24 protein-coding genes are annotated in these 23,038 nt (G+C 67.8%); 7 read left to right on the forward strand and 17 right to left on the reverse strand.

The window, feature by feature from the left end; genetic code table 11:
* Positions 1-3: 3 nt before the first annotated feature.
* Positions 4-2,142, reverse strand: coding sequence for a DUF1631 family protein (locus D107_RS0107145; RefSeq protein ID WP_018881130.1), 2,139 nt, complete (start codon positions 2,140-2,142; stop codon positions 4-6).
* Positions 2,143-2,344: 202 nt separating this feature from the next.
* Between D107_RS0107145 and D107_RS0107150 the strand changes: the two genes are divergently transcribed.
* On the forward strand, positions 2,345-3,592 hold the full coding sequence (locus D107_RS0107150) for an HD-GYP domain-containing protein (protein ID WP_051074878.1): 1,248 nt from the start codon (positions 2,345-2,347) through the stop codon (positions 3,590-3,592).
* Between the two features lie 163 nt (positions 3,593-3,755).
* Complete coding sequence (locus D107_RS0107155) at positions 3,756-5,012, forward strand: bifunctional diguanylate cyclase/phosphodiesterase (RefSeq protein WP_018881132.1); 1,257 nt, start codon at positions 3,756-3,758, stop codon at positions 5,010-5,012.
* A 26-nt stretch (positions 5,013-5,038) separates the two neighbouring features.
* Here the strand turns inward: D107_RS0107155 and D107_RS0107160 are convergent, their stop codons facing one another.
* The 3 genes from D107_RS0107160 to D107_RS0107170 all read right to left on the reverse strand — a co-directional run bounded on the left by D107_RS0107160 (position 5,039) and on the right by D107_RS0107170 (position 8,451).
* Positions 5,039-5,617: a CPBP family intramembrane glutamic endopeptidase gene (locus D107_RS0107160; RefSeq protein ID WP_018866123.1), complete on the reverse strand. Its 579-nt coding sequence runs from the start codon at positions 5,615-5,617 to the stop codon at positions 5,039-5,041.
* A 132-nt stretch (positions 5,618-5,749) separates the two neighbouring features.
* Positions 5,750-7,369: a BCCT family transporter gene (locus tag D107_RS0107165; protein WP_018866124.1), complete on the reverse strand. Its 1,620-nt coding sequence runs from the start codon at positions 7,367-7,369 to the stop codon at positions 5,750-5,752.
* A 146-nt stretch (positions 7,370-7,515) separates the two neighbouring features.
* A complete protein-coding gene (locus D107_RS0107170) occupies positions 7,516-8,451 on the reverse strand; it encodes a histone deacetylase family protein (protein ID WP_018866125.1) in 936 nt (311 codons plus the stop codon).
* Positions 8,452-8,571: 120 nt separating this feature from the next.
* Here D107_RS0107170 and D107_RS0107175 point away from each other — a divergent pair, with 120 nt between their 5' ends.
* Positions 8,572-8,877 carry a hypothetical protein gene (locus tag D107_RS0107175; protein WP_018881133.1) on the forward strand — a complete coding sequence of 102 codons (306 nt, stop codon included), beginning with the start codon at positions 8,572-8,574 and terminating at the stop codon, positions 8,875-8,877.
* A 350-nt stretch (positions 8,878-9,227) separates the two neighbouring features.
* On the opposite strand, the gene D107_RS0107180 is transcribed toward D107_RS0107175, so the two are convergent.
* From D107_RS0107180 to D107_RS0107210, 7 genes are all read right to left on the reverse strand, one after another.
* A complete protein-coding gene (locus D107_RS0107180) occupies positions 9,228-9,494 on the reverse strand; it encodes a DksA/TraR family C4-type zinc finger protein (RefSeq protein ID WP_018876375.1) in 267 nt (88 codons plus the stop codon).
* 121 nt (positions 9,495-9,615) lie between these two features.
* Positions 9,616-10,812, reverse strand: coding sequence for a tryptophan synthase subunit beta (gene trpB, locus D107_RS0107185; RefSeq protein ID WP_018881134.1), 1,197 nt, complete (start codon positions 10,810-10,812; stop codon positions 9,616-9,618).
* A gap of 318 nt (positions 10,813-11,130) precedes the next feature.
* On the reverse strand, positions 11,131-11,748 hold the full coding sequence (locus D107_RS0107190) for a phosphoribosyltransferase (protein ID WP_026280768.1): 618 nt from the start codon (positions 11,746-11,748) through the stop codon (positions 11,131-11,133).
* Positions 11,741-12,319: an isochorismatase family protein gene (locus tag D107_RS0107195; RefSeq protein ID WP_018877593.1), complete on the reverse strand. Its 579-nt coding sequence runs from the start codon at positions 12,317-12,319 to the stop codon at positions 11,741-11,743. Before D107_RS0107195 ends, D107_RS0107190 begins: the two co-directional genes overlap by 8 nt.
* Positions 12,316-13,725: a nicotinate phosphoribosyltransferase gene (locus D107_RS0107200; protein WP_018881136.1), complete on the reverse strand. Its 1,410-nt coding sequence runs from the start codon at positions 13,723-13,725 to the stop codon at positions 12,316-12,318. The genes D107_RS0107195 and D107_RS0107200 overlap by 4 nt, the downstream gene beginning before the upstream one ends.
* The gene (locus D107_RS0107205; RefSeq protein ID WP_018881137.1) at positions 13,722-14,255 is read right to left on the reverse strand and encodes a macro domain-containing protein; all 534 of its coding nucleotides are present in this window, start codon (positions 14,253-14,255) and stop codon (positions 13,722-13,724) included. The genes D107_RS0107200 and D107_RS0107205 overlap by 4 nt, the downstream gene beginning before the upstream one ends.
* A gap of 85 nt (positions 14,256-14,340) precedes the next feature.
* Complete coding sequence (locus tag D107_RS0107210; protein WP_018866133.1) at positions 14,341-15,345, reverse strand: LLM class flavin-dependent oxidoreductase; 1,005 nt, start codon at positions 15,343-15,345, stop codon at positions 14,341-14,343.
* Between the two features lie 93 nt (positions 15,346-15,438).
* Here D107_RS0107210 and D107_RS0107215 point away from each other — a divergent pair, with 93 nt between their 5' ends.
* Both D107_RS0107215 and D107_RS0107220 read left to right on the forward strand, forming a co-directional pair.
* Positions 15,439-15,912 carry an aminoacyl-tRNA deacylase gene (locus tag D107_RS0107215; RefSeq protein ID WP_018866134.1) on the forward strand — a complete coding sequence of 158 codons (474 nt, stop codon included), beginning with the start codon at positions 15,439-15,441 and terminating at the stop codon, positions 15,910-15,912.
* 109 nt (positions 15,913-16,021) lie between these two features.
* Positions 16,022-16,459 (forward strand): nucleoside deaminase, encoded by a 438-nt coding sequence (locus D107_RS0107220; RefSeq protein ID WP_026280303.1) that lies wholly within the window; start codon positions 16,022-16,024, stop codon positions 16,457-16,459.
* Positions 16,460-16,485: 26 nt separating this feature from the next.
* Here the strand turns inward: D107_RS0107220 and D107_RS0107225 are convergent, their stop codons facing one another.
* The 6 genes from D107_RS0107225 to sohB form a co-directional block, all read right to left on the reverse strand.
* Positions 16,486-17,556, reverse strand: coding sequence for a succinylglutamate desuccinylase/aspartoacylase family protein (locus D107_RS0107225; protein WP_018881138.1), 1,071 nt, complete (start codon positions 17,554-17,556; stop codon positions 16,486-16,488).
* A complete protein-coding gene (gene rimK, locus D107_RS0107230) occupies positions 17,556-18,461 on the reverse strand; it encodes a 30S ribosomal protein S6--L-glutamate ligase (protein ID WP_018876384.1) in 906 nt (301 codons plus the stop codon). Before rimK ends, D107_RS0107225 begins: the two co-directional genes overlap by 1 nt.
* A complete protein-coding gene (locus tag D107_RS0107235; RefSeq protein WP_018881139.1) occupies positions 18,458-18,961 on the reverse strand; it encodes an ATP-dependent zinc protease in 504 nt (167 codons plus the stop codon). Before D107_RS0107235 ends, rimK begins: the two co-directional genes overlap by 4 nt.
* Before the next feature lie 273 nt (positions 18,962-19,234).
* Positions 19,235-19,699, reverse strand: a complete 465-nt coding sequence (locus D107_RS0107240) for a DUF302 domain-containing protein (RefSeq protein WP_018877588.1) — start codon at positions 19,697-19,699, stop codon at positions 19,235-19,237.
* Positions 19,700-19,964: 265 nt separating this feature from the next.
* Positions 19,965-20,468: a DsrE family protein gene (locus tag D107_RS0107245; RefSeq protein ID WP_018881140.1), complete on the reverse strand. Its 504-nt coding sequence runs from the start codon at positions 20,466-20,468 to the stop codon at positions 19,965-19,967.
* A gap of 77 nt (positions 20,469-20,545) precedes the next feature.
* The gene (gene sohB, locus D107_RS0107250) at positions 20,546-21,634 is read right to left on the reverse strand and encodes a protease SohB (RefSeq protein ID WP_018881141.1); all 1,089 of its coding nucleotides are present in this window, start codon (positions 21,632-21,634) and stop codon (positions 20,546-20,548) included.
* 64 nt (positions 21,635-21,698) lie between these two features.
* Here sohB and D107_RS0107255 point away from each other — a divergent pair, with 64 nt between their 5' ends.
* Positions 21,699-22,088: a hypothetical protein gene (locus D107_RS0107255; RefSeq protein WP_018881142.1), complete on the forward strand. Its 390-nt coding sequence runs from the start codon at positions 21,699-21,701 to the stop codon at positions 22,086-22,088.
* A gap of 40 nt (positions 22,089-22,128) precedes the next feature.
* A complete protein-coding gene (locus tag D107_RS0107260) occupies positions 22,129-23,016 on the forward strand; it encodes a LysR family transcriptional regulator (protein ID WP_255349390.1) in 888 nt (295 codons plus the stop codon).
* Positions 23,017-23,038: the final 22 nt, after the last annotated feature.

A 23,038-nucleotide genomic window follows, 5' to 3' on the forward strand; every position in this document is an offset into this window, starting at 1 on the left:
GGCTCAGCCCCCCGGGGCCTCGATAATGGCGTCCAGCGGGTTGTCCTCCGGCAGCGCGCGCATGCGGCCCTGGCGCAGCTCCTGGGCCACGCCCTGCAGGCTGTGGCGGCGGGCGTGCACGCCGTCGAGGGACAGGAAGAAGAAGCGCCGCGTCGTGTCGCCGCGCCAGATCAGGGCCAGGCGCCGCGGGTTCTCGCCGGCGTCGTCGCAGAATTCGAACCAGTCTCCGATGTCGAGCCCGATCGCGGCGAAGACGTGGTCGTCGTCGCGGTCCTGGTCCAGTGTCGGGTCGTCGTCCTCGTAGCGCACGGATTCGCGTGTCTGCAGCCGTGCCCGCGGGTCGAAGCGCTCGGCGTCCTCCGGGGCCCGCAGGCGGTAGAGGTGGGCCTTGCCCAGGTGCTGCACCAGGTCGCGGATGCGGTCGTCCCCCAGGCCTGCGGCGCGGGCGTGTTCCTTCGCCTCGGCCACCAGCGGATTCACCTCGGCGGCGGTGGCCATGTTGCAGATGTGGCGCACGACCTGGCGCAGCACGCGATGCAGGGCCTCCCCGGCCTCGCCGGCGTCGTGCTCCACGGCCAGCACGGTCTCCCAGGACTGGAAGATCTCCTCGGCCGCGGTCTCCGGGAGATCGGCCCCGGTCTCCAGCGCGGCCAGCGCCAGATTGCGTCGGGCCTGTTCGGCCCATTCCTCGGCGTTGGGCAGGTCGATCTGGGTGATCTGGCGGGCGTGCCAGAGGGCGTCCTCGTTCTCCACGCTCTCGAGGAACTGGTTCATCAGCACCTCGGCGCTGTCGCGGTCGAGGCGGTCGGCCCGGTTACGCAAGTATTCGATCGAACGCCGGATACAGCCCAGGTAGCGTTCCACATCCTCGCTGTCGGGTTCCGACTCCGGATTGATGCGTATGGCGACGTTGATCAGGCTCCCGATCCACAGGCGCAAGGGGTGCGAGCGGTCGCGGAAAAAGCCGAGATCCCGGATGACGGCGGTGGCCAGCGGGTACTGCATCTCGCCGATCTCGGCGCGCACGGCCGGGTTGAACCCCACCTCGCGGAAGATGTGGTCGAACAGCCCCTGCAGCAGGTCGTGGATGAACGGCATCAGCGAAGCGCGCGGGTCCGGCTGATCGGAGGGCATGACGAAGGCCGTCATCGGGGCCGCGTTGCCGGAGCCCGCGGCGCCCGCCGCTTGCCCGCCGCCATGACCTCCGACCGGGCGAAACACCGGGGACTGCACCATGTTCGAGGCCCAGGCGGCCCACTGGGCCGGGTCGGCCTCGGTGTCGGGCATGCGCGCGGGTTCGTCGGCCTCGGCCTTGCGCGTCGAGGGCCGCCACCCGGAGGTCGTCGTGGCGGGGTCGGCGTCCGGTTCCGCGGAGGCGTCGGTATCGCGTGCGCCGGCGAGGCGTTTCCACGAGGCGTTGCGGCGAAGGGTTTCGCTGGACTCGGGGGCGGCCGGTGTCTCGGTGATCAGCCCGCAGTGTTCGATCGCCTCGACCACGAAGGCCAGGGTGGGGGCCGCGGTCTTCTGCATGCAGTCCAGGTAGGAGCGCATCAGGTCCAGGGTCATCTCGGTCTTGCCGAAGTACAGCTCGCCAATCTCGATCAGGCGCTCGTACCAGTGCAGCGGTGACCAGGGGGCCCAGTTGGGATGCTCGAAGCGGTTCTTTTCGCGCGCGGCCTGGGTGAACACGTAGTGCGAGTAGCGGTTGTTCTCGCGCATCGAGCCTTCCAGCTTGTGCCGCAGCGACCGCCGCGTGGACTGGTAGTCGTCGAGGATGCTGAGACCGTCGTCCTGATCCGCGAACGCGACCCCCGAGAACTCGTACTGCGGGGGGTAGTCGTGGCTGCGGAAGTCCTCCATCAGGGCGTCCTGGAAGTCCCGGGTCACGCGCTTCTCGAACATGCGGAAGTCATTCGCCCACAGGAGGGGATTGCCCGTCACATTGCCCCAGGTGCGTCCGGCCTCCCATTCGTCGCGGGCCGTCGCCAGGCAGCGCTCCAGGTGTTCGATCACCCGCGGCACGACCATCTCGGCGAGCTGCTCTCGCTGCACGATCGACAGCCCGGCCATCCCGGTCCATTTGCCGGAGGCCTTGGGCGGCTGGCGGGAGGAGCCAAGGATGGTGTCCTGGTCGGCTGGCATGGGGCACTCCGGCGTGGGGTCGTCGTCGCTGCGGGTCCATCCTCCCGCAAAACCGTGACGCGTGCACGGGTTCGGGGCGCCGAGCGTTAGCGATTCACGGCCGGCGCACTAACGGGCTGGCTTAGGTGGGGGGGGTGGTCTAGAAACAATACATAGGAGGCGAGTCGCGAGATCGCCGGATGATGACCGGAGTATTCCTGGCATGTCCTGGGGATTGATACAACAGGAGATTTCCGTTGAGGAGATTCGGGTTGGCATGTACGTGAGCCAGCTCGACCGCCCGTGGCGGGATACGCCGTACTGGGTCGAGGGCATTCTGATCCGCTCGCAGGAGGACATCGACGAGCTGGCCCGCCATTGTCGCCACGTGTTCGTGGACCGGGAGAAGAGTGCCCCGGAGTCGCTGACCCGACTTGCGCCCGCCACCCGCGAAGCGGCGCTGACCGAAGCCGTTCCCGGTCGCGCCGAGGCCGCCCAGTTTCGGGGAATGACCGTCTACCGCGATCAGTGCAGCGTGGACGAGGAACTCCCGGCCGCAAGCGAGGCCTGGGCCACGGCCGGTACCATTCTCGATCGCATCCGGACCGAGATGGAGCGCAATCCCGGGGTGCGCGTCGCGGCGGCGCGGGAGGCCTCGGAGGCGCTGCGCGAGAGCGTGGAGCGCAATCCCGATGCTCTGTTGTTGCTGGCCCGACTGCGCGATTCCGGCGATGTCCTGTACGACCACTCCCTGCGGGTGTCCGTGCATCTGCTGGCGCTGGGACGGCACCTGGGGCTGGACCGCGGCGAGCTGTCGATCCTGGGGCTGGGCGGGCTGTTGATGGACGTGGGCAAGATGCAGTTGCCCCGAGCCTTGCTGGAGCGGGGAAAGCGGCTGTCCCCCGACGAGCGCCGCGAGATGCAGCGGCACGTGGAGTACGGCGAGCAGATCCTGCAGCGCTCCCACGGCATCCCCGATAAGGTCTGCGATATCGTCCTTCAGCATCACGAGCGCGAGGACGGTCGCGGCTATCCGCGGGGGCTGGTGGCCAACGAGATCAGCGCCTGCGCGCGGATGGCGGCGATCGTGGACTCCTACGAGGAACTGCTGGCGGATCGGCGCCTGGCGGGAACGCCCTTCGAGGCGCTCAAGGAACTGCGCGAGCATGGCCGCTGGGGATTGAACTCGGCGCTGGTCGACCAGTTCACGCACTGCGTGGGGCTGTTCCCGGTGGGCAGTCTTGTGGAGCTGGACAGCGGCGAGGTCGCCATCGTCCTGAGCCACCGGCGGACCCAGCGCTTCATGCCTCGGGTCATGCGCATCCTGGATCCGCAGCGTCAGCCTTACCCCGATCCGCTGGAACTCGACCTCGGGTCGACGGACCCGGAATCCGAGGGTGCGCAACGGCAGATCGTGCGCGATTTGCCGGCCGGGGCCTACGGAGTCGATCCTGCACGCTATTATCTCTAGAAAAGACTGAAAAAACGTCCGGTTTGGTTACAAGCGGCGGCCGGCGTCCCAGTGCCAGGTGAGTGGTTCCTGGTCCGCTACAGCGTTCGTGGCACACGGCCGGACCGAACGGATTCAGTCTTTTCCTGGAGGCGCCGCGCGGGCGCAATGCCGGAGCCCAGCGATGTTGTCGAATCTGTCGGACTATCCAGCCTTTCTCGAACGCCTGCAGGCGGGTTGCGGTGCGCGTTCTCCGGCCCTGGCCGTGGTCGATCTGGAGGGTCTGGGCGATATTGATGCCGCCCTGGGTTATGACGTGACGGACCGGTTGCTGCGCCAGGCCGGCGAGGCCCTGGCGACCGCCTTGCCGGGCGGGTTCGTCGGGATGATGGGACGCCACCAGCTCGCCTGCATGCTGCCCCATGTGGACGGCAGCGGATTTGCCGAGCTGGCGGGCCACAAGATGCTGCGGGTGCTGGGCGAGCCTTTTCCCTGCGGCGAGCGCGAGGTGCTCCTGTGGCCGCGGGTCGGACTGGCCCTGTCCCGGGGCGGGCGCGCCGTAGCCCCGCCGACCCTGCTGGCCCAGGCCTGTGCGGCGATGCGCAAGGCTCGGCGTGAACGGGTCCGCCTGCGCCTGCATGCCCCCGACGCAGCCGAGACGATGCTGGAGGGTGTCGACCTGTGGTCGCAGCTGGGCGATGCGATCGAGGAGGGAGCCCTGCACCTCGAGTATCAGCCGCAGATCGCCCTGGCTTCGGGGCGGGTGGAATCGGCCGAGGCCCTGCTGCGCTGGGATCACCCGGAATATGGCGCGATCCGGCCGGACACCATGGTGCGCGCGGCGGAGGGGACCGATCTGATGCCGCGCCTGACCCACTGGGTCTTCAACACCGCGTTGCGCCAGTGCGCCGAATACCGCCAGGCCGGGCTGGGCGTCGGGGTGTCGGTGAACTTTTCCGCGGATGATCTGCAGGAGCCGGAGGTGGTGGACCTGGTGGCCCAGTCGCTGGACCTCTGGGGCGTGCCACCCGAGCAGGTCACGATCGAACTGACCGAGACGGCGGTGATGGAGAGCCACGATGCCACCGCGCGCGACGCCCTGCACAGCATGAAGGGGCTCGGGCTGCGCCTCTCCATGGACGACTTCGGCATCGGCTATTCATCCATGGAGCGGCTGCTGCGCATGCCCCTGGACGAACTCAAGATCGACATGACCTTTGTCCACGAACTCAGCGCCAGTCCCCCGCATCAGCGCATCGTGGAGTCCATGGTCGGCCTTGGACACAAACTGGGCCTGACGGTCGTGGCCGAAGGGGTCGAGGACGAGGACACGCTGACCCGTCTGCGGGCCCTGGACTGTGATCTGGTGCAGGGGTTCTACCTCGGCCGGCCGGCCCGCCTGGGATACTTCATGGAGCAGATGTTGCGGACGCGCGATTGACAGCGCTGGCCTGATGCGTTCGCTGCCTATCCTGTCGATCGTGAACGCAGGTACAGGTGGATCACGATCCAGTCGTACAGGGCGTGGGTGACGATGACCACCAGCAGGTTGCCGGTGAGGTGGTACAGGACCCCGAGGTACAGCCCGATCATCGTGGCGAACACGAAATACAGGCGGCTGATCGAATGGGCCAGTCCAAAGACCACCGCGGCGGCGACGATGGCCCACTCGGCGGACCAGCGTTCGGTCAGCCACCCCTGCAGCACACCCCGCACCAGCAGTTCCTCGCCCACGCCCGCGAGGATGGAGATCAGCAGCACGGCACCGGGCAGGGCGTGCCGAAAGAGCTGGTGCACAAAATCCCGCACCTGATCGGCCAGGGCACGATAGGGCTCCCAGCCACTGATGGCGAGCGCGCCCAGCAGGATCAGCATGGGCAGTACGGCGAGGGCGCCCAGGGCGGCGGCGTCCAGGCTCCACTCGATCCGCTCGGCCAGCGGGATCCCGGCAACGCGGGCCAGGATCAGGGCGAGCGGGATCAGCGCGGCCTGAAAGACCAGGCCGGCCAGCAATGGGTGCCGCGCGATGGCCTTACGCAGGCTCATGGCAGGGTGGACGGATTCATTCGCGAGAGGATGCCCGATCCCGGGGGCGGTTGTCCCGCACGAAAAAAACCCGCGCCGCCGGACGGGCGGGCGCGGGGTGGAGTGAAGGCCCTGGATGGCCCGTGGCGGTCGTCAGGTCTTGGCTTCCTCGATGCGGATCAGGGCCAGTTCGTGGAACAGCCCCTTCATCAGGCTGATGCACATCAGCAGCAGCACGATGACGAATGGCAGGCCGGTACTGACCGCCCCGGCCTGCAGGGCGTTGAGGGCCGCGGCCCCGCCAACCGCCAGCAGGACACCGGCGACCACGCCCTCGGTGGTGGCCCAGAACAGGCGCTGGGACTGCGGGGCATCGGTCTTGCCGCCCGAGGTGATGGAATCGATCACCAGCGAACCGGAATCCGACGAGGTGATGAAGAACACCAGCACCAGGGCGATGGCCAGGAACGAGGTGATCGCCGTGAACGGCAGGTGTTCCAGCATCTGGAACAGCGCCAGCGACGAGTCGGAGATGCCGTCGGCCAGGGCGCCGATCCCCTCGCGTGCCTGGTCCAGGCCGGAGCCGCCGAAGGCGCTCATCCAGATCACCGTGACCAGGGTCGGCACCAGCAAGACGGCGGTGACGAACTGGCGCACGGTGCGCCCGCGGGAGACGCGCGCGATGAACATGCCGACGAACGGCGACCAGGAGATCCACCAGGCCCAGAAGAAGATCGTCCAGGCGTGGTAGAAGGTTTCGTCCTCGCGCCCGACCGGGTTGCTGAGCGGCAGGATGTACTGCACGTAGCCGCCGACCGTAGTGCCGACGCTGGACAGGAACGCCAGAACCCCTCCGGCCACCATCACGAACAGCAGCAGCAGCGCGGCGAACAGCAGGTTGATGTTGCTCAGGACCTTCACGCCGCCATGGATGCCGCGCATGATCGACAGCAGGGCGATGATGGTCACGCCGATGATGATGGCGACCTGCGTATTCAGGCCCGAGTCGATGCCGAACAGGAATTCCATTCCCGAGGCGGCCTGCTGTGCCCCCAAGCCCAGCGAGGTGGCCAGGCCGAACATGGTGGCCAGTACGGCCAGGGTATCGATCACGTGACCGATTGGCCCCCAGACGCGCTCGCCGAGGAGGGGATAGAAGGCCGAACGGATGGTCAGCGGAAGGCCCTTGTTGTAGGCGAAGAACGCGAGCGCCAGGCCGACCACCGCGTAGATCGCCCAGGGATGCAGGCCCCAGTGATACATGGTTGCGCCCAGCGCCGCCTGGCGGGATTCCTCGGTCCCGCCTTCGATGCCCAGGGGTGTGCCGAACCATTCGGTGAAGTAACCAACGGGTTCGGCCACGCTCCAGAACATCAGGCCGATACCCATGCCGGCGGCAAACAGCATGGAGAACCAGGAGATCACGGAGAACTCCGGCTTGGCGTCCTGGCCGCCAATGCGGATGCGCCCGATCGGCAGCAGGATCAGGGCCAGACAGAACAGAACGAAGATGTTGCCGGCCGACAGGAACAGCCAGTCGAAGGTGCGGCCGATCCACTGGCGCGTGGCGTCGAGGTGTTCGTTGGCCTGTTCCGGAAAGATCAGGGACAGGATGACGAATACGACGATCAGGAATGCGCTGACCACGAAGACCGGGTTGTGCAGGTCCAGCCCCAGCGGGTTGATGTTCTGCTCGCCAATCTCGTGGTCGGTGTCGTATTCGGCTTCCAGGGCCTCTTTCTGTTTTTCCAGGTCCTGCGGATTCTCGCTCACCGTCTCCTCCTTGGCTTTTTTCTGGCATGTTGCCTTGGCCGAATGTCGGCCCGTCGCAACCCTGTCGAGTAAAGACACTGCACCACAAAAATGCAAAGGGCCGGTCCAGAATGCGTTTTACCGGCGTGAGGGAGGGGCCCGGCGCCTCAGCGGCGCGACAGCTCGCAGAGGGCGCGGACATGGGCCGCCGCGCTGCGCCCGAGCGACGAGAAGTCGTATCCACCCTCCAGCATGGAGACCAGGCGCCCGCCAGCGTGGCGCGCGGCGACATCGACCAGGGCACGCGAAATCCAGGCGAAGTCGTCTTCCGCCAGGTGCAGGCTGGCCAGGTGGTCGTCCCGGTGGCCGTCGAACCCGGCCGAGACCAGCACCAGCTCCGGCTGAAAGCGATCCAGAGCGGGCAGCCAGTCGCGTTCGATCGCGGCGCGAAAGTTTGCGCCGTCGGTGCCGGCGGCCAGGGGCGTGTGGATCAGGTGATCGCGTTCGGCCAGCGGTGTGCCCGGGTAGAACGGGTGCTGGAAGGAAGAGCAGTAGAGCACCCGGGGGTCCTCCCGGAAGATGTCCTCGGTCCCGTTCCCGTGGTGGACGTCGAAGTCCGCGATCGCCACGCGCGCGAGGCCGTAGCGCGCCAGCGCGTGGGCGGCCGCCACCGCGATGTTGTTGAACAGACAAAAGCCCATGGCCCGCTCGCGTTCGGCGTGATGGCCGGGCGGGCGGACGGCGCAGAAGACATGGTCGGCCTCCCCCTCCATCACGGCCCGCACGCCCGCGACTCCGGCCCCGGCCGCGTGCAGGGCGGCCGTCAGCGAGCCTTTGCTCATGACGGTGTCCGCGTCCAGCATCGTCTGCTGCCCGGGAGCCGGGGCGCTGGCCCGTATGCGTGCGACATGCGCCGGGCTGTGGACCCGCTCGAGTTGCGCGTCGGTGGCCGGGGGCGCGTCCAGCAGGATCAGGCCTTCCAGCAGGCCCTCGTCGAGCAGGGCATTGCGGATCGCGTGCAGGCGGCCGGGGCGCTCCGGGTGGGTCGGGCCTGGATCGTGCAGCAGGCAGTCGGGGTGCGAGATATAGGCCGTATGGGTCATGGTCAGCCTCCGTCGGGGCACCTCCTGCGAGTATAGGGGCAGACAGCGGCCCGATGCGGTGGCCCCGTGCGGCCCCAGCCGGTACGGTAGAACTCAATCCATGGTAAAGAGGAGATGTGCATGAAGGCCTTGCTGATCGACTCGGAGAAGCAGACGATCGAGGCGGTGGAGGTGGAAGGGCGCGAGGATATCGCGCGGCTGATCGGTTTCGATACGCTCGAGTCCGACGAGATCGGTCCCGATGGTGACCGCCTGTTCTTCGACGAGGAGTGCTTCCTGCGGGGGACGACCGGGCGTTTCCAGATCGACAACGTGATTCCGGTGTCGGGCAAGGGCCTGGTGGTGGGGACTCGCGACGACGGCGCCAGCCTGCAGGACGTGGTGTCCGACCCGGATGCCCTGCGGGCGCGGATGAAATACCTCTAGGGAGACGCTGATTTAATCGCGCGTCCGCGCTCGAGTCGCTTTTGCGTGCGAACAAGGCGCGGTGACTGCCGTGCAGTCACTCTGCACAAGGGAACCGCAACGCCGTGCGCGCGCCCGTTTTCGATTAACAACGGGCGGCCGAGCCCCCGCTTTCTATGGCTTGTGGGGTTGGTGCCCCCCGATTCTGAATGAATATGGCCCGATCCTGTGTTTCGCCCCGAATCCATCAAAAACGGGCGGGTAGAACCACTACCCGCTGCACGACGCGCCTTGTCTCGGAACGCTTTGTCTCGAAGGACCGGGGGGCACCAACGCGGACGTGCGATTCAATCAGCGTCTCCCTAGGGGCCTCAGCGCAGCTGGCTGTCCTTGGAGGCGCGGCGGTTGTAGGGGCTGGTCGCGTGGTGCTCGGCGTCCTGCGCCTCCTGGCAGGTGATGCACAGGCGCACGCCCGGCAGGGCCTGGCGCCGTCCCTCGGGAATCCGCGCGCCGCATTCCTCGCATTCGAGCAGGCTTTCACCGGCCGGGAGTTCGCTGCGCACGCGCTGCAGGGCATCCTCCACCGTGTGGTCGATCTGCTCCTGCTCCGCTCCGTCCTTTGCCCATCCGCCCGCCATTCGCGTGCCCTCCCTTTTGCGCATGCCTGCAAGGCTGAGACCGCCCGGACCGGGTGTGAAGTTCCGGCGGGCCGGGGCGGGGCGTGCCCGCCCGGGTAGTCTGTTCCCCGCGTGGCAGGGGCTATCCGTGGCCGAATTCGCGGGCGACGTAGTCGATGTCCTTGTCGCCGCGTCCGGAGAGGTTGGCCAGGATGGTCGTGCCCGGGTTCTCGCGTCCGTGTTTCATGGCCCAGGCGACGGCATGCGCGCTTTCCAGTGCCGGGATGATCCCTTCGGTGCGCGATAGCTGGTAGAAGGCGTCCAGGGTCTCGTCGTCGTTGATCGCGTGGTAGGCGACGCGTTCGGTGGTCTTCAGGTAGGAGTGTTCCGGGCCGACGCCGGGATAGTCCAGCCCGGAGGCGATCGAGTGCACCGGCGCCGGGTTGCCTTCCTCGTCGGCCAGCAGCATGCATTTGAAGCCGTGGATCATGCCCGGCTTGCCATAGGTCATGGTGGCGGAGTGCTCGCCGAGCTTGGTGCCGCGCCCCAGCGGCTCGACCCCGTTCAGTTGCACCTGCTCGTCCTCGATGAAGCCGGCGAACATCCCCATGGCGTTGGAGCCGCCGCCGACGCAGGCCACCACGTGGTCGGGCAGCTCGCCGCCGCTCATCTCCAGGTACTGTTCGCGCGCCTCGATGCCCACCACCGACTGGAAATTGCGCACCATCAGCGGGAACGGGTGCGGCCCGACCACGGAACCGATCGCGAACAGGGCCTCGTCCGCCTGCGACAGGTAGGACTGGAAGGCCGAGTCCACGGCCTCCTTCAGCGAGCGACCGCCGAAGGAGACGGGCACCACCTGCGCCCCCATCAGCTTCATGCGGGTGACGTTGGGGGCCTCCTTGGCGATGTCGATCTCGCCCATGTGGATCTCGCACTCCATCCCGAAGTAGGCCGCCGCGGTGGCCAGGGCCACGCCGTGCTGCCCGGCGCCGGTCTCGGCGATCAGCTTCTTCTTGCCCATGTGCTTGGCGAGCAGCGCCTCGCCCATGCAGTGGTTCAGCTTGTGCGCGCCGGAGTGATTCAGATCCTCACGCTTGAGGAAGATATGCGCACCTACCGAGCGGCTCAGGTTGTGGGCGTAGTACACCGGCGTCGGGCGACCCTGATAGTGCTTGCGGATGTAGCGCAGCTCGTTCAGGAAGTCGCCCGAGCGCGCCAGGGTGCGGTAGGCGTGATTGATCTCGGCGAAATGCGGTTTCAGTTCCGGTGGCAGGAACGCGCCGCCGAATTCGCCGAAGTAGCCTTCCGGGCTGGGGAAATCCTTGAGATACGACATGGGCGGTCTCGATGCTGGATGGGTTGCGATCAGGGGGTCCGTCCGCGCGGACGCCAGGGCGTATGATCCTTCGCGCGGCGTGGGATGCCAAGCCCGAGGTGCTGAAAGGGCACTCGGTGGCGGCGGCTTGTGCTGCGGGGCGCGCCACGGCGCAGGAACCCCACTGTCATCGCGAGGCGCGCGGCGCCGTGGCGATCTCCGTGCTGGCCCCGGTGGCCGGGTGGATCCGGGGGCCTCTCCAAACGATTGCCGTGGCCCCTGCGGGGCCTCGCAATGACGAGGGGATGGGCGGAGCTGCGGCCCCGTTCGCGCGCGCACTCAGTAGTCGAGCCGGTTGTAGCGGATTACGCGATCCAGCTCGGCGGTGCTCAGCGCGAGGCCGTAGTCCTGCTGCAGGCGGGCGTGCAGGTCGGCGGGGCTGTTCGGGGCCGGGTCCATCTCGCGGGCAAACTGGCCGACATCCTCGATGACCGCCCAGGGATAGAGGATCCAGCGCCACTCCTGTACCGCCTGGCTGTGGAAATCGGCGCGACAGGACGTTCCGGCCTTTTCGTGCAGCACCGCGGTACGTACCGCGGCGGGCTGGAAGCCCTCCAGGTGCGGGCGGGCGGTCGCCAGGGTGTCCCCGGAGTCGTTGACGTCGTCCACCAGCAGGACCCGTTCGCCGCGCACGTCGCCGGCGAGCGGGATGGTGACCGCTGCCTGCTGTTTCGCGCGGGCCCCCGAGGTGTAGTGTTCCACCTTCAGGCTCAGCAGCTTGTGCACGCGGAGGAAGTCGCAGAGAAAACGCGCCGGCATGAAGCCGCCGCGGGCAATCGCCACGATGCAGTCCGGCTGGAAGCCGCTGTCCAGGACCTGGTGTGCCAGGTCGTCGGCCGCCCGGACCACCTCGTCCACGGTGATCAGCTGGACCGGCATCTTGTTGGGTTCAGGCATACGCCGCGATCTCCACGCCGGCGGCTTTCATCTTTTTTCGGGCCTCCGCGCCGCCCTCCGGCGTAACGGGCAGCGCGGCATGCGGGATCAGGTGGACGTCAAAGCCGTTGTTGCGCGCGTCCACGGCTGTTGCCGCCACGCAGACGTCGAGGGCCAGCCCGCCCAGCCAGATCCGCGTCACGCCCCGTTTCCGCAGTTCCTCGGCCAGGCCGGTCTGGTCGAACGCGGAGTACTGGTCGTGGTCGAAGCGCGTTCCCTTCGTGACCTTGATAACGCCGGCAGGCAGCGCGAGGTCGGCATGGAACCGGGCCCCGGGCGAGTCCTGCAGACAGTGTGGAGGCCAGGGGCCGCCCTGTTCCCGGAAGCTCGGGTGTCCGGCCGGGTGCCAGTCGCGGGAGGCATAGACCGGTAGTCCCAGCGCGTCCGCGGCCTCAAGCCAGCGGTTGAGCACCGGGATGACGGTGTCGCCGTGATCAATGGCCAGGGCCCCGCCGGGGCAGAAGTCGTTCTGTACGTCGACGACCAGCAGGGCGTCCCCGGTCTGAAGCTGGTGGCGTGGATCGTCCGTCATGAGACTCCCCCTTGGTGTTTCCGCTGGCCGGATGTGGCGTGCCGGGCGCGTATGGCGCGGGTGACCGCATTCTGGTGTGCCTGTAGCGCCGGGCTGACGGACACGGGGTAGGGTGTCTCCGCGGGCTCGATGGCGCGGATCGCGGGGGGCAGTTGCGCCCGCTGTTCCCGCGCGTGGTCACGCAGCGTGTCCAGGTCGCGAGGATGCGCGGGCAGGCGCTGGCCCTCGTGCATCACCGGCCGCAGTAACGGTTCCCCGGGGTGGTTTTCCGCCTGACGGGCAATGATGTCGCCCGCGAACCGGCCGCCTTCCTGGCGTCGGAAGATCTGCTTGGCGCCCGGCAGGATGGGTTTGCCGCTGGAGAGCTTGAGGCGGCCTTCTCCGGCGTACTCGGCCAGCTTGTAGGCGATATCCAGGTCCGGCACGTCGGTGGAGATGCCCATGCTGGTGCCGACGCCGAAGGCGTCGATGGGTGTGTCCCGTGCAAGCAACTCGGTGATCGCGTGTTCGTCGAGGCCGCCGCTGGCGAAGATCCCGACCTGCTGCAGTCCGGCGTCGTCCAGCATCGCCCGGGCTTGGCGGGCCAGTGTTCCGAGATCACCGGAGTCCAGGCGGATGGCGCGAACGCGGAAGGCCTCGCCCCGTTCGTGGCCGAGCTGGATGACCCGGCGCACGCCTTCGAGGGTGTCGTAGGTGTCCACCAGCAGCACCGTGTCCGGGTAGAGGCGGGCAAAGGCGGCGAAGGCCTCGGCTTCATCCTCGTGCGCCTGGATGTAGCTGTGGGCCATGGTGCCGCTCACCGGGACGCCGTAGCGCTTGCCCGCCAGCACATTGGAGGTACTGGCGACGCCGGCGATATGGAAGGCGCGCGCGCCCTTCAGGGCGGCGTCCAGCCCGTGCATGCGGCGGGCGCCGAAGTCGACGACCTGCCGCCCTCCGGCCGCGGTCACCAGGCGCGCGGCCTTGCTCGCCTGTACCGTCTGCAGGTGGATCTGGTTCATCACCAGGGTCTCGATCAGCTGGGCCTCGGGGAGCGGCGCGGTGACCTCCAGGATCGGTTCGTTGGCGAACACCGGGGTGCCCTCGGGCACGGCGCGGACCGTCCCGGTGAAACGGAAGGTCTCGAGCCAGCGCAGGAACCGGTCGGAGAAGCGGCCGAGGCCGGCCAGATAGTCGAGATCCGACAATTCGAATCGCAGGTCTTCGAGCTGTTGCAGGACGGTGTCCAGCCCGCAGGCCAGCAGATAGTTGCGGCGCTGCGGCAGGCGGCGCACGAACAGGCTGAAGACTGCGGGTTCGTGCAGGTCCTCCTCGTAGTAGGCCTGAAGCATGGTGAGTTCGTAGAGGTCCGTGAACAGCGCCAGGCCAGGGCTGTACGGGGCGGTTGCGTGCCCGGCGCCGGTCATGCCGACAGCTCTTCCAGGATCTGCGCGTGGATCTCGAGATCGGCCTCGGTGTGCAGGACGAAGCGGATGTGGCCGACGGCGTCCAGACGCGGGGTGGCGCCAATGACAGTCTGCAGAGCGATCCGGGCGGCCTCCTCGACGGGATAGCCGAACGCCCCGGTGGACAAGGCCGGAAAGGCGATGCCGTAGACCCCGGCCTCTTCCGCCCGGAGCAGGGCATTGCGGTAGCAGTCGGCCAGCAGTCGGCTGGCCGGCTCGTCATGCCCGTAGACCGGCCCGAGGCAGTGGATCACGAAGCGGTTGGGCAGGTTGTGGCCGTCGGTCAGAACGGCCTGACCCGGTTCGATCGGCGCCAGCGGCTGGCATTCACGCTCCAGCCCCGGGCCGGCGGCACGGTGGATGGCTCCGGCCACACCACCGCCCGGTCGCAGCCAGGCATTGGCGGCGTTGACCACCGCATCCATGTCGCGTTGCGCGGCGATGTCGCCGGTGGTGCATTCGATGGTGACGCCGTGAACCTTGACCCGCATGTGTTCCCCTTGTCCGGAATTCCCGTGGCCTGGCCGGCCCCTGATCCAAGCATAGGGCACTCGTCCCAATCGGGTGAACCGCGTCTCAGCGAGCGTCCCCGGCGAGCCGGTCGCGTACCGCCGCGGTCAGTTCCAGCGAGCGCCGTCGCGCCGCGTGATCGAAGGTGGAGGTGGTGACGATCAATTCGTCAGCGCCGGTCTGCTCGAGAAACCGGCGGATCTCGGTCTCCACCGTGTCCGGTGCGCCGATCGCGGAGCAGGCCATGGTCTGCTCGACGATCGCGCGTTCGGCGCGGTCGAGCCGCTCGCGGTAGCCCTCGACGGGGGGCTGGATCGGTTCCGGGCGCCCGCGACGCAGGCTGATGAACGCCTGTTCCATGGAGCTGGCCAGGGTGCGGGCCGCGTCGTCGGTGTCGGCGGCGTACACGTTGTAGCCGAGCATCGCGTAGGGGCGGTCCAGCCATGCGGACGGTCGGAACTGATTCCGGTACAGCGCCAGTGCGTCCATCAGTTGCCCGGGAGCGAAGTGCGAGGCGAATGCGTAGGGCAGTCCCATGCGGGCCGCCAGCTGGGCGCCGAACAGGCTGGAACCCAGGATCCAGACGGGCACCTGCTGGCCGGCGCCGGGGATGGCGCGGATCACCTGGTCGGGCTGCGGATCGTCCAGGTAGCCGAGCACCTCGGCGACGTCCCGGGGGAATTCCTCGGGGTCGATGTCCGGGGCGCGGCGCAGGGCGCGGGCCGTGGTCGGATCGGTCCCGGGTGCCCGGCCCAGTCCCAGGTCGATGCGGCCGGGGTACAGGGCGTTCAGGGTGCCGAACTGTTCGGCGACCACCAGGGGTGCATGGTTCGGCAGCATGATGCCGCCGGCACCCACCCGGATCTGTTCGGTGGCGGCCGCGACCTGGCCGATCACGACGGCGGTGGCGGCGCTCGCGATGCCGGGCATGTTGTGGTGCTCCGCCAGCCAGTAGCGCCGGAAGCCCAGCGTCTCGGCGTGGCGCGCCAGATCCAGGGTGTTGTGCAGCGCCCGGCCGGCGTCGCCATCGGCGGTGATCGGGGCCAGGTCGAGGACGGAGAATGCGGTCATGGGTGCGATTGTACCGGCGCAGGTGTCGGGCGCAGCCGCCGGCGTTGCCGGTGGGGTCTATAGTCGGGTTAAGGCCTTGCCGGAGGGCGCGCCATGAGTATTTCCAGGACCCTGAACAACTTTCTCGACGAGCATGCGGTGACCTACCAGATCGTGCACCATCCGCACTCCGACTCGGCCAGCCGCACGGCCGAAGCGGCCCATGTGCCGGGTGACGCCGTGGCCAAGGCGGTGCTGCTGGTCGAGGAGGACGGGCAGTACCGCCTGGCCATCGTGCCGGCCACGCGCCGGGTGAAACTGGGACGCCTGCACCGGCTGCTGGGCGAGCATGTGGGCCTGGCCACCGAGGACGAGGTGGCCCGCGTGTTTGCCGACTGCGAACGCGGCGCCATCCCCGCCCTGGGGCCGGCCTTCGGGCTGGAGACCCTGGTGGACGAAAGCCTGCTGGAGCAGCGCGACGTGTATCTCGAGGCCGGCGACCACGAATCCCTCGTGCACCTGCGCGAGGCGGATTTCCTGTACCTCCTCGGCCAGCCCCGCCGCGGCGACTTCAGCGCCCACGTCTGAGTTGCCGGCCCTGACGACACTACCCTCCCCCGAGCGAATTCGGTATCGCGCGGCCACTTCGTCTATCGTCGGTGGCTGTCCTGCAGGAGGAGGTGGCTGGATGACGACGATGGATCCGTTTCTGGAGATGGCGCTGGACGAGGCGCGCGAGGGGCTGGGCGAGGCCGGAATCCCCATCGGGTCGGTGCTGGTGCACCGGGGCGAGGTGATCGGGCGCGGACACAACCGGCGCGTGCAGCAGGGCAGTGCCATCCTGCATGCCGAGATGGATGCGCTGGAGAACGCCGGGCGCCAGCCCGCCCGGGTATACCGCGAGTGCACGCTCTACACGACGCTGTCGCCCTGCGCGATGTGCAGCGGGGCCATCGTCCTCTACGGTATTCCGCACGTGATCATTGGCGAGAATGAGTCCTTTCTCGGTGAGGAGGACTGGCTGCGCGGGCACGGCATTCAGGTGGATGTGGTGCAGGACCCGGGCTGCCGCGAACTGATGCGGTCGTTTATCGAGAACCACCCCGAACTGTGGCACGAGGACATCGGCCACTGACACCACCTTCCGGCGGGTGTGCGGGCTCAGGGGCCTTCGCGCGGGGGCGGATCGGCGTAGGGATAGTCGCTCGCCTCCAGGTTTTCCTGGAAGCTTTCGAGGCGTTCCACGGCCAGGTCGGTGCGGTTGAACTGGGCGATGTGGAACAGGGCGTCGCCCTCGTTGATCAGCGGCAGGTTGAGTTCGCCGATGATGATGCCGGAGGCGGGGGCGAGGATCTCGGTCTCGGTCTCGCCGAAGGGGTCGGAGACGATGGCCAGCCGGGTCTGGTCGCGGACGACGCGATCGCCCTGGCGCACGAAGGTCCGCAGGATGCCGCTTTGCGGCGCCCGGACCCAGCCGCTGGTGCGGGCCATGATGGGCTCCTTGCGCGGGCGCCGGCGCACGGCCGGGAGCATCTCCAGGTGGCGCATGACCTCGATGATGCCGTGTACCCCGCCGCGGATGGAGAGCTCGTCGAAGCGCAAGGCCTCGCCGGCCTCGTAGAGCAGGATCGGGATCTGGCGTTCCGCGGCCGCCTCGCGCAGGGAGCCGTCGCGCAGCGCGGAGTTGAGGATTACCGGTGCGCCGAAGGCGCGGGCGAGCTCGCGGGTTTCCGTATGGTCCAGGTTGGCGCGGATCTGTGGCAGGTTGGACCGGTGGATGGCGCCGGTATGGAGGTCGATTCCGTGCGTGCAGCGCTGGACGATCTCGCGCATGAACAGCCGCGCGACCCGGGCGCCCAGCGAGCCCTTCTGTGATCCCGGAAAACAGCGATTCAGGTCGCGCCGGTCGGGCAGGTAGCGGCTCTGGTTGATGAAGCCGTGCATGTTCACCACGGGCACGGCGATCAGGGTGCCCTTCATGCGCCGCAGGGCGGGCACCTTGAGCAGGCGGCGGATGATCTCGACGCCGTTGATCTCGTCGCCGTGGATGGCGGCACTGACGAACAGCACCGGCCCCTTGCGCCGGCCGCACAGGACCTGCACCGGCATGTGTGTCGGGGTGTGCGTGTAAAGCGCGCTCAGCTGCAATTCCACCGTGCGGCGTTCGCCCGGGCGGACCGTGGTGCCGCCGATCGTGATCGGGTCGTTGCGAACGGCCCGCGGAGTCGCCATTAGCCGCGGCCCTTGGTCTTGGTCCGGTTGGGCTTGGCGTTCTTCTCGATGAAGTCGATGATCATGCCCGCCACGTCCTTGCCGGAGGCGTTCTCGATGCCTTCCAGGCCGGGCGACGAATTGACCTCCATGACCACGGCGCCGTGGTTGGAGCGCAGCAGGTCCACACCGCAGACGTTCAGCCCCATCACCTTGGCCGCGCGCACGGCGGTGGCGCGTTCTTCCGGGGTGATGCGGCACAGCGTGGCGCTGCCGCCACGGTGCAGGTTGGAGCGGAACTCGCCTTCCTTCGCCTGGCGCTTCATGGCGGCGACGACCTTGTCGCCGATCACGAAGCAGCGGATGTCCGAGCCCTTGGCCTCCTTGATGTATTCCTGCACCAGGATGTGCTGCTTCAGACCCATGAAGGCCTGGATGACGCTCTCGGCCGCCTGCTTGGTCTCGGCCAGTACCACCCCAAGGCCCTGGGTGCCTTCCAGCAGCTTGATCACGCAGGGCGCGCCGCCCACGGTGGCCAGCAGGTCGTCGATGTCGTCCGGCGAGTGTGCAAACCCGGTGACCGGCAGGCCGATACCGCGGCGCGACAGGAGCTGCAGGCTGCGCAGCTTGTCGCGCGAGCGCGAGATGCCGACGGACTCGTTCAGCGGATAGACGTTCATCATCTCGAACTGGCGCAGCACGGCGGTGCCGTAGAACGTGATGGAGGCCCCGATGCGCGGGATAACCGCGTTGAACTGGTCGAGGATGTCACCCTTGTAGTGGATCTGCGGGTTGTGCGCGGTGATGTTCATGTAGCAGCGCAGCGGGTCCACCACACGGACCTCGTGGCCGCGCTGGTCGGCGGCCTCGACCAGGCGTCGGGTGGAGTAGAGCTTGCTGTTACGCGAGAGGATGCCGAGTTTCATTCAGGCGCCTGCTGGGCTGTCGGGGTGGACGGACGATGGCTGGCAATGAACGAGGCTTGGGGGTCGACCAGGAAGCGACCCCGCATGGCCTCGCGGCCAAGCAACATGCGAAAGAGCATGTTATCGCGGCTGGTCAGGGAAAGCTCAACGGGCAACAGCAGAGGGCCCAGTTGCACGCGGGTGGCGATGAAATAGCGATCGCCGCTGTGCCCGCCGGAGTCGGTGACGCGGCGGATGTCCAGTACCGGGGCCTCGCACCAGACCTCGGTCGTGGCGTCGTGCTGGTGAGGGTGAATGCCGAAACGCACCCATTCGTGACTGTCCCGGGTGAACGGCTCGATGTGGAAGGTGTGGAGCGCAGAGCTGCGCGCGCCGGTATCGACCTTGCACTTGATGGCGGGGATCCCGAGATCGGGGAGCCCGACCCATTCGCGCCAGCCGAGGATGGGCGCCTCGCGGGTTTGCGGTGTGGTTTGGCTGGAAGGGGACGGGTGATCCACGTCGGCTCCCGGTGCGGGTGGAAGCCCCACTATAGGGAAACACTAATTCATGTACACGCTCGTGTCGGCACCCCGGGTTCCCCGATCCTGCGTTGCGGCCCGAATCCGCCAACAACGGGCCGGTAGAACCACTACCGGCCGCGCACCGCGCCTTGTTCGCGAGCCAAAGCGACTCGAGCGCGAGTGTGTACATGAATCAGTGCTTCCCCAGCGAATTAGCCGCCCGCTGCGAGCGGCCGGGGACACTTGGTTGCATGTGACCCCGAGGAGGGCTCAGTCCTCCGCGATGGCCGCGTTGGTCAGGTTGTCCAGCGCATTGCTCATGGTGTCCAGGATGTCGTCCCGGTCGTCGATTCCGTGGCGTTCGGCCATCCATTCCGGGTCGTTGTAGGCCAGCCAGGTCTGGCCGTCGTCATCGGTCCAGGCCAGCGCCTTCATCGGCAGGTCGATGCCCGCGGTCTGCTGGCTGGTGAACATGTGGCTGCCCAGTGCCGGGTTGCCGAACAGCAGGAGTTCGGTAGGACCGAGGTCGATGTCCACACCGTCGGCCTTTGCCGCATGGTCCCAGCGCAGGGCGACGCCGACGTCGTTGGCGGCGAGCGCGTTCTCCAGCCGATCCAGGGTCTCGGAGGCCGAATGCGGGCTGGCCTTGGCGATCATGCCGGGGACGTCGACGGCCAGCGCCGGTGTCGCGGTCAGGGCCAGGGGCAGCAGGGCAGTGAGCAGAGTCTTTTTCATGACGAGGTCCTTGTCTCGGGGAGAATCGAACAGGTCGGGCCGGAGAGCGGTGGGGCGTTGCCCCGGGTTGCACCTGCGTGGAAAACCCAAGGCGGGGAAGGTAGACGATCGATACAGATTTTGCAGGGCCCCTCGCGACGATGGTCGGTTCGGGGCCTGAATTCGGGGGGGCAGTCTGCCGGGGCGGGCGGACGCCGGCTATGTTCGAGCGGCCGGAAAAAAGGCTCCGGCGTCCGCCAGAGGGCGGCAGGTGCCGAGGCCTGCGTCACTGCATCAGCAGGTAGCCTTCATGCTGCAGTTCGATGATCTCGGCGTCGGCCATCGGCACGACGTTCACGAAGCCGTGGATGTCCTCGAGCTCGATCCCGCGCAGGCGGGCGGAGGCTTCGCACATGCGGAACTCGATATTGCCGGCCTGGGTCAGCGAGCGGGCGCGGCGCATCAGTTCTTCGTGCTCGTCGAATTCGTCGCGGGTGAAGTAAGGCACTTCCTGCCCGTGCAGCACCATCACGATGTGCGATTCGAACGGGTCGGCCTCGTAGACATTGTTCAGCATGCTCACCCGATCCAGCACCATTTCCAGCTCGCGCGGGCTGCTGGTGTAGACGTCATAGACCACCTTGCGGGGCTCGTAGGGGCGATCCATCTTCTCGGCGGAACCCCACGGCAGGTTATCGTCCGCGCCGGCAACCAACGGGGTGGCCAGCAGGCTGACGGCGGCCAGCAGGATCAGCAGCAGTCGGGTTACGGGACAGTTTTTCCGGTTCATGAGTGGCTCCTCGGTTGCTTTGCCTCGTTGAGGGTGGACGCTTTGCCGTAGCGAAACGTTCCTTGCGACGCGGGACGCTACATGCGGGTCTCGGGCCCCTGGTTCCGCAGTACGCGCTCGAGGACCGATTCCATCGCGAAGGTGATGCGCCGGCCCAGCGTCTGGGGACGGTGATAGGTCAGTTCGAATACGTCCGCCTCGCGGGTCAGTTCCAGCAGCAGATCATCGCTGGTGCGCAGTTCGTCGGCCAGGCCCATCTCGCGGGCCTGTTCGCCATACCAGTGTTCGCCGGTGGCGACCTGCTCGAGGTCCAGTTGCGGGCGGTAGCGGGCCAGGAAGGTCTTGAACAGCTCATGCGCCTCTTCGAGTTGCTCGCGGAACTTCTTGCGGCCCTCGTCGGTGTTCTCGCCCAGCATGGTCAGGGTGCGCTTGTACTCGCCGGCGGTCAGCAGTTCGACGTCGATGTCGTTGCGTGACAGCCAGCGGTGAAAATTGGGAATCTGCGCGACCACGCCGATCGAGCCCAGCACCGCGAAGGGGGCGGCCACGATGCGGTGGCCGACCGCCGCCATCATGTAGCCGCCGCTGGCGGCCACGCGGTCCACGGCCACGGTTAGGTCCAGCCCCCCTTCACGCAGGCGGGCCAGCTGGGCGGCGGCCAGCCCGTAGGAGGGGACCAGGCCCCCGGGACTTTCCAGGCAGACAATCGCCCGGTCTTGGTCCGGCCGCGCCATCGTGAGGATCGCGGTGACTTCCTCGCGCAGGCTTTCGACGCTGGAGGCGCGGATGTCGCCGTCGAAACGCAGCACGTACACGCGGGGGCGTTCGGTCGTCGAACCGTCGTCCGGAGGCGCATCGGCGGATTGCGTCATGTCCGCGCTCCCCGATCCTTCCGCCTGCGACGGGGCATCGTGGGCTCGCCCCAGCTTGCGACGGCTCCAGGCGCGCAGACGCTCGAGCCGACCACGGCGGCGTTCAACGGCTCGGCGCACGGTTTTCTCCATGCGCTCGAAGCGGTCGTTCAGGCGCTTGACCTGCAGGCGGTCCGGCCGTCGCTCGCGCGAGCGGGCGAGCAGGCCGGCGAACGCACTCAGCACGATGAGCGCGGCGACTACGGCCGTGGCGGCCTTGGCGAGGAAGAGTCCGTATTCCTGCAGAAATTCCATTTCGTGTCCCGGTTGAATGGGGTTGCGTGGTGAGCCGCGAAGGCGGTGTGTGCATAATGCCAGCATGGATACCGATACAGTTGAAGACCCCCGGAGCGCGGGACGGTTTCACGGCCAGAAAGGTTCCGCGGCCGGTCCGGTTCCCGAGCCGATCATTCACGCCGGGTATGCCACGCTGAGCCTGCGCCAGATCGACGACTGGAACGGGGTGCCCAAGGGCACGGCCTTTCGCCTGTTCAAGGCACGCAAGGACCAGCTGCGCGAGGGCGCGGATTTCTTCTACATCCCCGAAGGCAGCCACCCCGAACTGACCGAGACCCTGCGCCTGGATGGCCGAATCTATCCCTCCACCGTACACCTGGTACTGCTGACCGGCGCCGCCTATGCCCGCCTGCGCGAGGAGTGGCATGCGCGCACTCACAAGCCGGGTTGCGGATGCCCCGACGAACACTGACAGGGCGCGGCCCCATGGGCCTGTCCGAGCGGGCCGATTGATGCGTGTCACCCTTGAACAGTGGCGGATGCTGCAGGCGGTGGTGGAGGCCGGCGGCTTTGCGCGTGCCGCCGAACGGGTGCACAAGAGTCCGTCGAGCATCAACCATGCGGTGCAGAAGCTGGAAGAGCAGCTGGGGGTGGATGTCTTCGAGGTGCAGGGCCGCAAGGCCGTACTCACCCCGGCGGGCGAGGCGCTTTTGCGCCGGGCCGGGCATCTGCTCGAAGAGGCGGCGGAGATCGAGAACCTGGCCGGCGCGCTGGCGGCAGGGGTGGAATCCGAGATCCGGCTGGCAGTGGATCAGCTGCTGCCGCGCGAGCCGGTGATCCGGGCGCTGGAGACCTTCTCGAAGGCCTACCCGGCCACCCGGATCCAGCTGCACGAGGTGGTGCTGAGCGGGGGGCCGGACATGCTCCGGGAAGCGGCCGTGGACATCCTGCTGGGGCCGGAACTGCCTTCCGGTTATCTCGGGAGCTGTCTGGGCGAGTTGTCGATGGTCTGCGTCGCGCATCCCTCGCATCCCCTCGCCCAGGCGGAAGCGGCCCTGACCCGGCGCGATCTGCAGGCACACCGCCAGGTGGTGGTGCGCGATTCCGGCGACCATGGAGGTGGCCAGGGCGGCTGGGTCGAGGCGGACCAGCGCTGGACGGTCTCGCACATGGGCACGGCCTGCGAGATCCTGCGTTCGGGCATCGGGTTCGCCTGGGTGCCGGAGGATCGCATCGCGGGGGATCTTGCCGACGGCCGCCTGGTCGAATTGGATCTGGAGGCCGGGGCGCGCCACCGGGTGCCGTTCTACATTACGCATGCCGATCGTGACCGCGCCGGCGTGGCCAGCCAGTCCCTGATGGCAGCACTGGAACAGGGTTTCCGAGGCGAGCCTTCATAGTCAGGCAAAGCTTGTGGGAGCG

This window comes from Thioalkalivibrio sp. ALE30 (assembly GCF_000377465.1).
Classification (GTDB): Bacteria; Pseudomonadota; Gammaproteobacteria; order Ectothiorhodospirales; family Ectothiorhodospiraceae; genus Thioalkalivibrio.

Coding starts and splice junctions, on each gene's coding strand:
- D107_RS0107160 (WP_018866123.1), bottom strand. CDS start 5,617: ATGAGCCTGCGTAAGGCCATCGCGCGGCACCCATTGCTGGCCGGCCTG.
- D107_RS0107255 (WP_018881142.1), top strand. CDS start 21,699: ATGGATACCGATACAGTTGAAGACCCCCGGAGCGCGGGACGGTTTCAC.
- D107_RS0107195 (WP_018877593.1), bottom strand. CDS start 12,319: ATGACGGACGATCCACGCCACCAGCTTCAGACCGGGGACGCCCTGCTG.
- D107_RS0107215 (WP_018866134.1), top strand. CDS start 15,439: ATGAGTATTTCCAGGACCCTGAACAACTTTCTCGACGAGCATGCGGTG.
- rimK (WP_018876384.1), bottom strand. CDS start 18,461: ATGAAACTCGGCATCCTCTCGCGTAACAGCAAGCTCTACTCCACCCGA.
- D107_RS0107245 (WP_018881140.1), bottom strand. CDS start 20,468: ATGAACCGGAAAAACTGTCCCGTAACCCGACTGCTGCTGATCCTGCTG.
- D107_RS0107175 (WP_018881133.1), top strand. CDS start 8,572: ATGAAGGCCTTGCTGATCGACTCGGAGAAGCAGACGATCGAGGCGGTG.
- D107_RS0107260 (WP_255349390.1), top strand. CDS start 22,129: ATGCGTGTCACCCTTGAACAGTGGCGGATGCTGCAGGCGGTGGTGGAG.
- sohB (WP_018881141.1), bottom strand. CDS start 21,634: ATGGAATTTCTGCAGGAATACGGACTCTTCCTCGCCAAGGCCGCCACG.
- D107_RS0107145 (WP_018881130.1), bottom strand. CDS start 2,142: ATGCCAGCCGACCAGGACACCATCCTTGGCTCCTCCCGCCAGCCGCCC.
- D107_RS0107210 (WP_018866133.1), bottom strand. CDS start 15,345: ATGACCGCATTCTCCGTCCTCGACCTGGCCCCGATCACCGCCGATGGC.
- D107_RS0107180 (WP_018876375.1), bottom strand. CDS start 9,494: ATGGCGGGCGGATGGGCAAAGGACGGAGCGGAGCAGGAGCAGATCGAC.
- D107_RS0107220 (WP_026280303.1), top strand. CDS start 16,022: ATGGATCCGTTTCTGGAGATGGCGCTGGACGAGGCGCGCGAGGGGCTG.
- D107_RS0107190 (WP_026280768.1), bottom strand. CDS start 11,748: ATGCCTGAACCCAACAAGATGCCGGTCCAGCTGATCACCGTGGACGAG.
- D107_RS0107240 (WP_018877588.1), bottom strand. CDS start 19,699: ATGAAAAAGACTCTGCTCACTGCCCTGCTGCCCCTGGCCCTGACCGCG.
- D107_RS0107205 (WP_018881137.1), bottom strand. CDS start 14,255: ATGCGGGTCAAGGTTCACGGCGTCACCATCGAATGCACCACCGGCGAC.
- trpB (WP_018881134.1), bottom strand. CDS start 10,812: ATGTCGTATCTCAAGGATTTCCCCAGCCCGGAAGGCTACTTCGGCGAA.
- D107_RS0107155 (WP_018881132.1), top strand. CDS start 3,756: ATGTTGTCGAATCTGTCGGACTATCCAGCCTTTCTCGAACGCCTGCAG.
- D107_RS0107150 (WP_051074878.1), top strand. CDS start 2,345: ATGTCCTGGGGATTGATACAACAGGAGATTTCCGTTGAGGAGATTCGG.
- D107_RS0107200 (WP_018881136.1), bottom strand. CDS start 13,725: ATGACCGGCGCCGGGCACGCAACCGCCCCGTACAGCCCTGGCCTGGCG.
- D107_RS0107225 (WP_018881138.1), bottom strand. CDS start 17,556: ATGGCGACTCCGCGGGCCGTTCGCAACGACCCGATCACGATCGGCGGC.
- D107_RS0107170 (WP_018866125.1), bottom strand. CDS start 8,451: ATGACCCATACGGCCTATATCTCGCACCCCGACTGCCTGCTGCACGAT.